Source organism: Microcystis sp. LEGE 08355, assembly GCF_015207185.1.
GTDB lineage: Bacteria > Cyanobacteriota > Cyanobacteriia > Cyanobacteriales > Microcystaceae > Microcystis > Microcystis panniformis.
The window spans coordinates 1-8,497 of sequence record NZ_JADEXI010000164.1 but is presented as its reverse complement, the minus strand read 5'-3'; the positions used below and the strand labels follow the sequence as shown (position 1 = coordinate 8,497).

The following is an 8,497-nucleotide window of genomic DNA, read 5'->3' as shown; positions in this document are numbered from 1 at the left end:
GGAAGTGGGGAACTGGGGAACTGGGGAAATTGAACTAAAACCCCAAAACCCCAAGACTCCAAAACCCCAAGACCTAAAACCTATCTCCTGCCGACCGCCGACCGACTGCTGTATGATAAAACTTGTCCCGATAGGATAAATCAAGGTCGTGAAATTTGGTCAGTGGTTGGGGTTTATCTGTTTAATAATGGCTCTGTATGTATTGTGGCAGATTCGACAGCTGTTATTATTGATTTTTATGGCGATCGTGTTTACCGTAGCCTTAAATAGATGTGTAAAAGGATTGCAGAGATTGGGGATTAAAAGGGGTTTGGCTATTTTAATCACCCTGCTGACGAGTCTAGGAATTGTGATTTTATTTTTTATAATTATTGTTCCCCCCTTTATCGAACAGTTTCAAAAATTAATTGAACTTTTACCACAAGCTTGGGATTTAGTCCGCAATAACTCGATTCAATGGCGACAACAGTTTCAATTTGATTGGTTGCCATCGCTGCCGAATTTAAGTGATTTAGTCCAGCAGTTACAACCTTTAGGAACCTTTGTTTTTAGTAACTTTTTTACCTTCTTTTCTAACTCAGTTGCGGCAATTTTGCAATTATTATTCGTGCTGGTGTTAGCAATGATGATGTTAGCCAACCCCCAACCCTATCGACAAGCTTTCTTAAAATTATTTCCTAACTTCTATCGTCGTCGCGCCGAGGAAATTCTGACCCTATCGGAAGCGGGTTTGGGTAATTGGTTGTTGGGAATTGCCATTAGTTCAACTATGGTAGGGTTATTAAGTGGGTTCGGTCTTTTCGTTCTACAAATTAATCTAGTTCTCGTTCATGCTATCCTAGCAGGATTGCTCAATTTTATCCCTAATATCGGACCGACTGCTAGTGTGATTTTTCCCATTCTAATTGCTGTTATCGATGCACCTTGGAAAATTGTCGCTATTCTGATTCTCTATTTTATTATCCAAAATGTCGAAAGTTATTGGCTGACCCCCACTGTCATGGCTAAACAGGTATCTTTACTACCGGCAATTACCCTAATTGCTCAAATTTTCTTTGCTCAAATGTTTGGCATCTTAGGTTTATTATTGGCTTTACCTTTGACAGTGGTAGTAAAAACATGGTTAGATGAATTATTATTCAAAGACATTTTAGATCAATGGGATCACGTCCATAACAAATCTTAAATTATCTCGGCAAAATTCATGAAATTAATCATTCTTACTCTCGTTATTTTATCTAATTTTTTTGCTCCCCTCCCAGCTAAGTCGGAAACGGTTCTAGAAAAAATTAAACGCACGGGATTATTAGAAGTAGCGATGAGAGAAGATGCCATTCCTTTTGGCTATCGAGATAGTAATAATAATTTGCAGGGATTATGCTTAGATTTTATCCAATTGCTCAGAGGGGAACTAAAGCATAAATTAAACCTCCAGATCATCAGTGTCAAAATTTATAAATCAACTTTATTTAATCGCTTCCAGTTATTGGAAAATAAAACCGTTGATTTCGAGTGTGGTCCTAATAGTATCAGAAAAAATATACCTGATGGTGTCAGTTTTTCTCGTGCTTTTTTTGTCACAGGAACTCAGTTTTTAGTGAGGAGTGATAATCAGAAGAATTTTAACTTTTCTTCGTCCTTAGAAGGTATAAGTATTGGAGTTTTGCGAGATACCAGCACTCAAGAATTATTAAGACAAAAATATCCTCTTGCTACCTATCAAGAATTTCAAGGAGTGACGGGAAGACTGCGAGGTATCCAAAGTTTAAGAAGGAATAGAATAGATGCTTTTGCTAGTGATGGTATTCTGCTCATTGGAGAAGCTGTCATTCTCGGTTTATCCTTAGAAAAAGATTATCAACTTATCCCGCGCAATCCTTTAAATTGTGATTATTATGGTTTTATTCTTCCCGCTAATGATTCCCAATGGCAAGAGTTTATTAATGGGGTTATCGTCACCAGTGAGAACAGAAATATTTTTAAAACATGGTTTAATGAAGTTGCTTCCTATTTTATACATACCTGGCAGTATTGTCGTAATAATCCCGAAGAATCCAGGTAAAACTTGATAATTATGCACAAAAAAAATTATTTATTTTGGTTAGTTATTTGCGGCACAATAATCCTGTTTATTTGCAGCAGCATCAGACATATTTTATTTCAATCTAATGCTCTCGATCTTGGTTGGTTCGATCAAGGAGTTTACCTAATTTCTCAAGGTAAACCACCGATTATATCTTTTGTGGACTACCATATTTTAGGCGATCATATCGCTTTTATCCTCTATCCTATAGCCTTACTTTATAAAATTTATCCTAGCGTTTATTGGCTGCTTTTCTTACAAGCTTTTTCCCTTTCTCTTGGTGCTTTTCCCCTCTGGCAATTGGCAATACAAGCGGGATTAAAAGAAAAACAAGCTTATACATTAGCCTTAGTTTATCTGCTCTATCCCCTAATTTTTAATGTTAATCTCTTTGATTTTCATCCAGAAGTTATAGCAGTTCCAGCCATTTTTTGGACAATTTTGGCCGCAAGATTAAATAATCTCTGGGAATTTTGTCTAGGAATCATTATTATTCTCGGTTGTAAAGCAATTCTCTCTTTAACATTGTTGGGAATGGGTATCTGGTTACTTCTTTGGGAAAAGAAAAAAATCCCCGGAATAATTGCCATGATTAGCGGCATTCTTTGGTTTATTATCACCACGAAATTATTAATCCCTCTCCTGACAGGAAAATCAGCAGTTATTGAAATGGCCGATTCTCGATATAGTTATCTAGGAGATAGTTTACCAGCAATTATCTTTAATCTTTTCCTCAAACCCGATCTTGTCTTGGGAAAAATCTTTACTGGCCATAATCTAGAATACCTAATCCTATTATTTATTCCCTTAGTTTGGGGTTTATCCTGGCGCTATTCTGCCCCAATAATTGCCGCTATTCCCGCACTCGCTTTAAATTTATTAGCAGATCATGCCCCACAAAAAAACTTAACCACTCAATATTCCCTGCCAATTTTGCCCTTTTTATTTCTAGCGGTTATCGCCACTTTAGCCCATAATAGCAGCTGGTTGAAGCAGCCTAAATGGATAATTACTTGGGCAATTATTGCCTTTTTTGCCTTAGCTAAATACGGCTATTTTTGGTCACTGTATTTAAATTCCCTCGATACTTGGTCCGCCACCCAAAAAGCTCTAACCCAAATTACCACCAGTGAGAGTGTCTTGACTACTTCTAGAATTGCCCCCCATCTTACCCATCGAGAAATGATCAAATTAGCGATCGAAGGTTCCCAATCCCTAGATTTAAATCAATTTAATTATATCCTACTCGATCGCCGTCATCCCGGTTGGTCTAGTTCACCAGAACTAATTGATGATCACTTAAATAAACTGCATCAAAATGAGAACTTTCAGTTAATCCTTAATCATGATGATGTGTTTTTATATCGGGCCTTGACAACCCCTCAAGAAACAAAATAATTTTTCGTTCCACCGATTTCAATAAATTTTCTTTATCGATGGGAAACCAGACAATATCAGCATCGGCACGAAACCAAGTGCGCTGACGTTTAGCAAATTGACGGGTGTGGAGGATAATTAGATCGATCGCCTGTTCTAAAGAAATTTCCCCGAGCAGATATTGCTTAATCTCTGCATAACCCAAAGTCTGCAAAAGTGGCAAATCCCAACCGTATTTATCCCCCAAATTCTGCACCTCTGCTACTAATCCCCTGGCGATCATTTGATCAGTACGAACAGTGATCCGCTTGCCTAAACTTTCTGGGGAACAATCTAAACCAATTTGTAAAATCGGATAAGTGGGAGGATTTTCTCCCTGCTGACTAGAGATAGGTTTTCCTGTCAGATAAAAAACCTCTAAAGCGCGTAAAGTCCTGACCTGATCATGGGGATGAATTTTTTTAGTTGCCTCCTCATCTACCTGCGTCAGAATTTGATAAAGATAGGATTGCCCTAAAGCTTGTAATTGCCGTCTTAAATCCGCTTGAGGAGAAACCCTCGGTATTTTTAAACCTTTGACAATGGACTTGATATAAAGTCCCGTACCACCGACCAAAAACAGAGGAGAATAGTGGAGATTGCTGATTAAATCCTCAGCTTGTTCTTGGTACTGTGCTAGGGTAAAATTATCTTGAGGATCACAAATATCAATTAGATAATGGGGAATCCGCTGACATTCTTCTAAGCTAGGTTTAGCGGTGCCAATATTAAATTCTCGATAGATTTGTCGGGAATCGGCACTGAGAATTACTGAATTAAACTTTTCGGCCAATTGTAGGGCTAAACTGGATTTTCCCGTGGCAGTTGCCCCACAAATAACAATTAAAATAGGTAAAGAGGAAGTAGTCATCGATGCTACATGACAGTAATCAGTAATCAGTGAACAGTAATCAGTAATCAGTGAACAGTAATCAGTAATCAGTAATCAGTGAAAAGACAGGACTGTTAAGCTAAGTGGGTGGGTGGAATTAAATATAAGATCAACGTAGGTTGGGTTGAAGCATGAAACCCAACGTCCGCTCATGTTGCGCTACCGCTAACCCATCCTACAAATAATTGTGCCTCCCTACTTAAGACGCATTTAAACTGGGTATTGTGAAGCTGATTAACAGGGGTACATCCCACATTAATTATCAGTGACTCTTAAATTATTACAGATATATCAGCAGCTATCTGTAAGCATCCCACCGAAAAACTAATGCGCTTCGGGGTTTGGGTAGGGTTGATTCATGAATCAACCCTACCTTGAATCAACCCTACCTTGAATCAACTTTAGGAGAAAGTTTCCGCTTAAAAATCCCAAATTACATGAGTAGAAAACGGGTTTCTCCGAGAAACCCGTTTTCTCTGTGTGGGATTGACAAAAATTGAGATGCACCCGATTAACAGCTATCAAAAAAAACAGCACCCTGATGGATGCTGTTTGTCAAGAAAATGTTACAAAACTTAAGCTAAAGCCGCCATTTTCACATCGTTATGAGCGAGGATATTTTGTAACTCCTCCGCGTCCACGGTTTCTTTTTCCACTAACATTTGTGCTAACTGGTCCAAGATGGCGCGGTTATTGACTAAAACCTCTTTAGCGCGACGATAGGCCTGTTCCACTAAGTTACGCACTTCCTCGTCAATAGCTGCCGCAGTTTCATCGGAGAAATCTCGATCGGAAGCGATATCACGACCTAGGAAAACATTACCATTTTGACGACCTAAGGCCACCGGTCCTAGGCGATCGCTCATGCCGAAACGAGTGACCATTTGCCGCGCTACTCGTGCCACCTGTTGCAGGTCATTAGAAGCACCCGTAGTCACTTCCTCCTCACCGAAGATAATTTCTTCAGCTAAACGACCCCCCAAAGCTACAGCCATCTGATTTTGCAGATAAGCGCGAGAATATAACCCGGATTCCATGCGATCCTCGCTAGGAGTGAACCAAGTTAAACCCCCAGCGCGACCGCGAGGAATAATACTAATTTTCTGGACGGGATCGTAATCCGGCATCAAAGCACCCACCAAAGCGTGACCAGCTTCATGGTAAGCAACTAAGGTTTTGCGTTTTTCACTCATGACGCGATTTTTCTTCTCAGGACCTGCTAGGACACGATCGATCGCATCGTTGATCTCATCCATGGAAATCTCGGTTAAATTGCGACGTGCCGCTAAAATTGCGGCTTCGTTGAGCAAATTAGCTAGATCGGCACCGGTAAAACCGGGGGTACGACGAGCGATTTTATCGAGATCCACGTCTTGGGCCAAAGTTTTGCCTCTGGAGTGGACATTAAGGATTTCCTTGCGGCCAGCGTAATCGGGACGATCCACCACCACTTGGCGATCGAAACGACCCGGACGTAATAAAGCGGCATCCAACACATCAGGACGGTTAGTGGCGGCGATAATGATAATACCTGTATTACCTTCAAAACCGTCCATTTCCGTTAATAATTGGTTGAGGGTTTGTTCCCGTTCATCGTTACCACCCCCTAAACCGGCGCCCCGTTGACGACCGACAGCATCAATCTCATCGATAAAGACGATACAAGGTGCATTCGCTTTCGCTTGTTCAAATAGGTCGCGGACGCGAGAAGCACCCACCCCGACGAACATTTCCACAAATTCCGAACCGGAAATGCTAAAAAACGGGACTCCTGCTTCCCCAGCTACTGCGCGAGCGAGTAGGGTTTTACCTGTCCCCGGAGGACCGACTAAAAGGACTCCTTTGGGGATTTTTGCCCCAATTGCCGTGAAGCGATCGGCATTTTTGAGGAAGTCCACCACTTCGTTTAATTCTAATTTTGCCCCTTCAATCCCGGCCACATCACCGAAAGTAACCTGGGTTTGGGGTTCCATCTGTACTCTTGCTTTCGATTTGCCGAAGTTCATCGCTTGGGAACCGGGACCACTTTGGGCGCGACGGAGCAAGAAAAATAGACCAACAAGAAGCAATATAGGGAAAAATAGGCTACTGAAGGCTCTTACCCATACTCCTTCTTCTCTTTGGGGCAGTACGGAAATATCAACGTTATTTTCTGCCAAGATGTTGATTAATTGCGGATCGTTGGGCAGGTTAACTAATACATTTGCTCCATCTTGGGTGGGTACGATCGCTCGTTGCCGGTCAGCACTTAAGCGCACGGTTTCCACTTTACCTTCCCGTACTTCCTGTAAAAATTCACTATACTTCCAAGTCTGTTGCACTGCTGGCTGGCGATCGAAGAAAGCTGAGGCCAAGGCAAGGACTACGATTAACAATAGGGCATATAGTCCCGCATTGCGCCATTTTTTGTTATTACCGTTTTTGTTCACGCTGTCGAACTCCTGATAAATTGAGGATGATCTTATCGGTTGTCAAGGGGTTGTTAATTTATGTTAACGTTTCTCAGGAACAGTGGACAGGTTTTTTTTTAATATGCCCGTTCTGGTCCTGCATGAGGGTTAGCTGTTGGGGGTGGGGGAGTATGTCAATGTGACTCTCCTAGACCGAGTATGATCAATTTGTAACAAAATGCCAAAATACTGCATAAAAGCTGCAAGTGGAACGATAGAGAGTTTAGTTGACCTCCACGGGGAGTAGCTAGATGAAAAAACGAGAGACTTTGCTGGAGAAGTTTTGTTGCTTTTTAGTTTTGCAGCAAAATAGGACAGAATGGAATTGCGATCGGCGTTTGCGTCGTAACATGGAAAGCTATGGCCCAATCGATCCTAATGTCGATTCAGAGGAATATTGGTCTCTATTCTTTCACCAACAGTATCAGAATCACGGTTCCCAAAATCATCTTTTCCGTGGGCATTTATACGCTTATTTACAGGAACCTTGCTACTGGGCTGCTGCCGAAATCTATCACAAATATCAAGCTAAACTGGATTATCAGATCGAAGACTACTTTAACGAAGGAATTCTTGATTTTGAGGCTATCTTAGCTGACTTTAAGCCTTTATTCTCCACTCGCTTCGATAATTTTGCCACCCAGAGGATTAAATATCGCTTAATCGATCGCATCCGTCAGATTAGTCAAGCATTCGGCCATAATACTTGGAGCCTACTACTTAATTCTACCGGAGCGCGTCTCAGCCAAGCTCTCCTGGCGAGGGGATTAGTGGGGGAAACTCTCGAAAATTACCTTTTAGCTTGGGATTACTATAAAGAAATTTATGCCCAGGCAAAAATAAAAACCGATGGTAAAATTCAGGAACCTAGTCCAGAAATCTGGCAAAAAATCGCCGCTGCTTATAACTCGGATAGCCACTCTACCATCAAAATCAATTCTGCGACAATTACCCGATGGTTAGAGGATGCGGGACAAGCTATTTCTGATTATTTATTTCCCCAAGGAAAAACAATTTCCCTACAGCAACCTTTCGGGGATGGGGAAAGTAGCACGAGGGAGGAAATGATCGAAGATACTGACCATGATACCCCTTGGCAGCAATTAGAAGCGGCGGAAAATTTTCGCGAGTCGCAACAAAACCACCAAAAAATTCTAGCTTGGTTAGGGGCAGAAATTTCACAGATTTGTCAGCAGCCGCAACAGGCAAAACTGCATCCGCAAATTCAGTTAATTCTAGAGATGACTTATGGGTTAGGGTTGGGACAAGTGGCAATTGCCGCTAAGATTACAGAAATTACCACAGTGGTTATCAAACAATATCAGGTTTCTAGGGAACTGGATAAAGTTTATCGTCACCTCGCTAAAAAGTTTTTACCCTGGGCCAGCGAAAACCTGCATATTCCTTCCCAGTCTCACGATAGAGAAGTTATTAGTAAAGCAATAGAACCATGGCTAACATACTACTATCAAACCAGCGCAACAACTCAGGAGGATTAATTATGGTTAATGATTGGTTAGAACTAACTCCTGATAGCATTTGGCTAGAAATACCCGCCGATATTCAAGAGATCAGTTGGGCAAAAAGTGCCAGTTTTACTGATGCCAGTATTCGTCAGAGATTTTATGTTAATTATCTTTGTCAAAAAGTTATTTT

6 protein-coding genes are annotated in these 8,497 nt (G+C 41.2%); 4 read left to right on the top strand and 2 right to left on the bottom strand.

All coding sequences use genetic code 11. From position 1 onward, the window contains the following. Positions 1-148: 148 nt before the first annotated feature. From IQ242_RS10495 to IQ242_RS10485, 3 genes are read left to right on the top strand one after another with little or no spacing between them, the layout of a single operon-like run. Complete coding sequence (locus IQ242_RS10495; RefSeq protein ID WP_193959929.1) at positions 149-1,186, top strand: AI-2E family transporter; 1,038 nt, start codon at positions 149-151, stop codon at positions 1,184-1,186. Between the two features lie 18 nt (positions 1,187-1,204). Beyond that, positions 1,205-2,062, top strand: a complete 858-nt coding sequence (locus IQ242_RS10490; RefSeq protein WP_193959928.1) for an amino acid ABC transporter substrate-binding protein — start codon at positions 1,205-1,207, stop codon at positions 2,060-2,062. Between the two features lie 12 nt (positions 2,063-2,074). Then, on the top strand, positions 2,075-3,481 hold the full coding sequence (locus tag IQ242_RS10485; protein WP_193959927.1) for a DUF2079 domain-containing protein: 1,407 nt from the start codon (positions 2,075-2,077) through the stop codon (positions 3,479-3,481). On the opposite strand, the gene miaA is transcribed toward IQ242_RS10485, so the two are convergent. Together miaA and ftsH3 are read right to left on the bottom strand one after the other, a co-directional pair. Further along, positions 3,423-4,370 (bottom strand): tRNA (adenosine(37)-N6)-dimethylallyltransferase MiaA, encoded by a 948-nt coding sequence (gene miaA, locus IQ242_RS10480; protein ID WP_193959926.1) that lies wholly within the window; start codon positions 4,368-4,370, stop codon positions 3,423-3,425. The genes IQ242_RS10485 and miaA overlap by 59 nt on opposite strands. A gap of 596 nt (positions 4,371-4,966) precedes the next feature. Continuing rightward, positions 4,967-6,820, bottom strand: a complete 1,854-nt coding sequence (gene ftsH3 / locus IQ242_RS10475; protein WP_052275780.1) for an ATP-dependent zinc metalloprotease FtsH3 — start codon at positions 6,818-6,820, stop codon at positions 4,967-4,969. Positions 6,821-7,092: 272 nt separating this feature from the next. Here ftsH3 and IQ242_RS10470 point away from each other — a divergent pair, with 272 nt between their 5' ends. After that, positions 7,093-8,340, top strand: a complete 1,248-nt coding sequence (locus IQ242_RS10470) for an RNA polymerase subunit sigma-70 (RefSeq protein ID WP_193959925.1) — start codon at positions 7,093-7,095, stop codon at positions 8,338-8,340. Positions 8,341-8,497 lie beyond the last annotated feature (157 nt).

What these genes read in the sequence shown, in the direction of transcription:
- IQ242_RS10470 (WP_193959925.1), top strand. Translation starts at nt 7,093, where the DNA reads ATGAAAAAACGAGAGACTTTGCTGGAGAAGTTTTGTTGCTTTTTAGTT.
- miaA (WP_193959926.1), bottom strand. Translation starts at nt 4,370, where the DNA reads ATGACTACTTCCTCTTTACCTATTTTAATTGTTATTTGTGGGGCAACT.
- IQ242_RS10490 (WP_193959928.1), top strand. Translation starts at nt 1,205, where the DNA reads ATGAAATTAATCATTCTTACTCTCGTTATTTTATCTAATTTTTTTGCT.
- IQ242_RS10485 (WP_193959927.1), top strand. Translation starts at nt 2,075, where the DNA reads ATGCACAAAAAAAATTATTTATTTTGGTTAGTTATTTGCGGCACAATA.